This window comes from Candidatus Infernicultor aquiphilus (genome assembly GCF_002784285.1).
Classification (GTDB): Bacteria; Atribacterota; Phoenicimicrobiia; order Phoenicimicrobiales; family Phoenicimicrobiaceae; genus Infernicultor; species Infernicultor aquiphilus.
Window position 1 is genome coordinate 1 of record NZ_PFKO01000217.1, and the last position, 1140, is coordinate 1140.

At 36.0% G+C, this 1140-nt stretch carries 1 pseudogene; it reads right to left on the reverse strand.

Annotated elements, in window-relative coordinates:
- Positions 1-1014: pseudogene (locus COZ07_RS05675) on the reverse strand (hypothetical protein); the annotation flags it as partial.
- Positions 1015-1140 lie beyond the last annotated feature (126 nt).

Genomic DNA, 1140 nt, shown 5'->3' on the forward strand with positions numbered 1-1140 from the left:
CATAAATGGTTTTCTGCCACCAGCCGTTATGTGAACAGCTCCATCACTCTTCTCCCCCACCTGCTTTTCTTCCTCTCCAGAAACAATGCCTAATTTCTTCATTCTTTCCCATTCTTCAGGGCTAAACAATTCTTTCTTTAATTTAGCGTTATTTTTTGGAGAAGTTTCCAGTTGTGATTCTTCCTCTGTATAGACTCTACTTTCGGAAACTTTGGTTGTTTCCTTAAAGGATGAGGCTAAGTGAGTTTTTTGAGAGTTCGGCTCACATTTTAATTCTGTTAAATCAGAAACTTCAAAAGTTGGGAAACTCCACATAGAATATAAAGTTGGGCCACCGTGATAAAAACTTGCTCTGAAAATTCCGGGAAAGAACATACCGTTTGTGCTACAACCAAACTTTCCTAAACTTAATTGGGCATGACCAATGGAGTCAATTCCTCTAGAAGAGGCATAGGTTCCACAATGAGAAAAAAATACTCTTGCCCCAGAGGGGATTGATTCAGTCCACCCTGGCTTATATTCTACTGATTGGCAAAAAGTTATCCAATGGGATTTTTTCTTATTGAGTCTTTCAATAAATTCTTCAAAAGAAGAATACCCTAAAAGTTTCAATGCTTTTCTTAAATCCTTTTCCTTTGTTTTGAGATATCCATACCAATAGGCATCTCTTACCCATAGTCCACAATAGTAAAAATTTAGACCATACAGAGGGTCGTGTTTGACCAGTGGCGTTCCATTAAAGAGTGATAGATCCACATCGTCATAATTAAAAGCCTTTTTAAGCCCCAAGCTTGTCTTGATTAAACCAGCAGATTGCACAAATTTAGGAAGTTTAGTTTCTTTTGCCAAGGCAATATTTTTTGCTAAAGCCCATTTACAAGCTTCAATACAAATTTGCTTTCTTTGTTCATTAGTTACACTGAAGAGAAGGTGAAGATTACCACTCTCTTCAGCAAAAGTATTTAGCGCTAATATCATGTTAAGACTGGCTACTATCGAAAGGATTTTTATCACTTTTATTTTCTCTCTTTTAGCCTTTATATTTTAATTACTACTCAGCAACTTTTATAACTTCCCCATTTTCATCAAAGACGATTCTATTTCCTTGCTTATATTCAATTCCTTGGATTTCTGTATCTT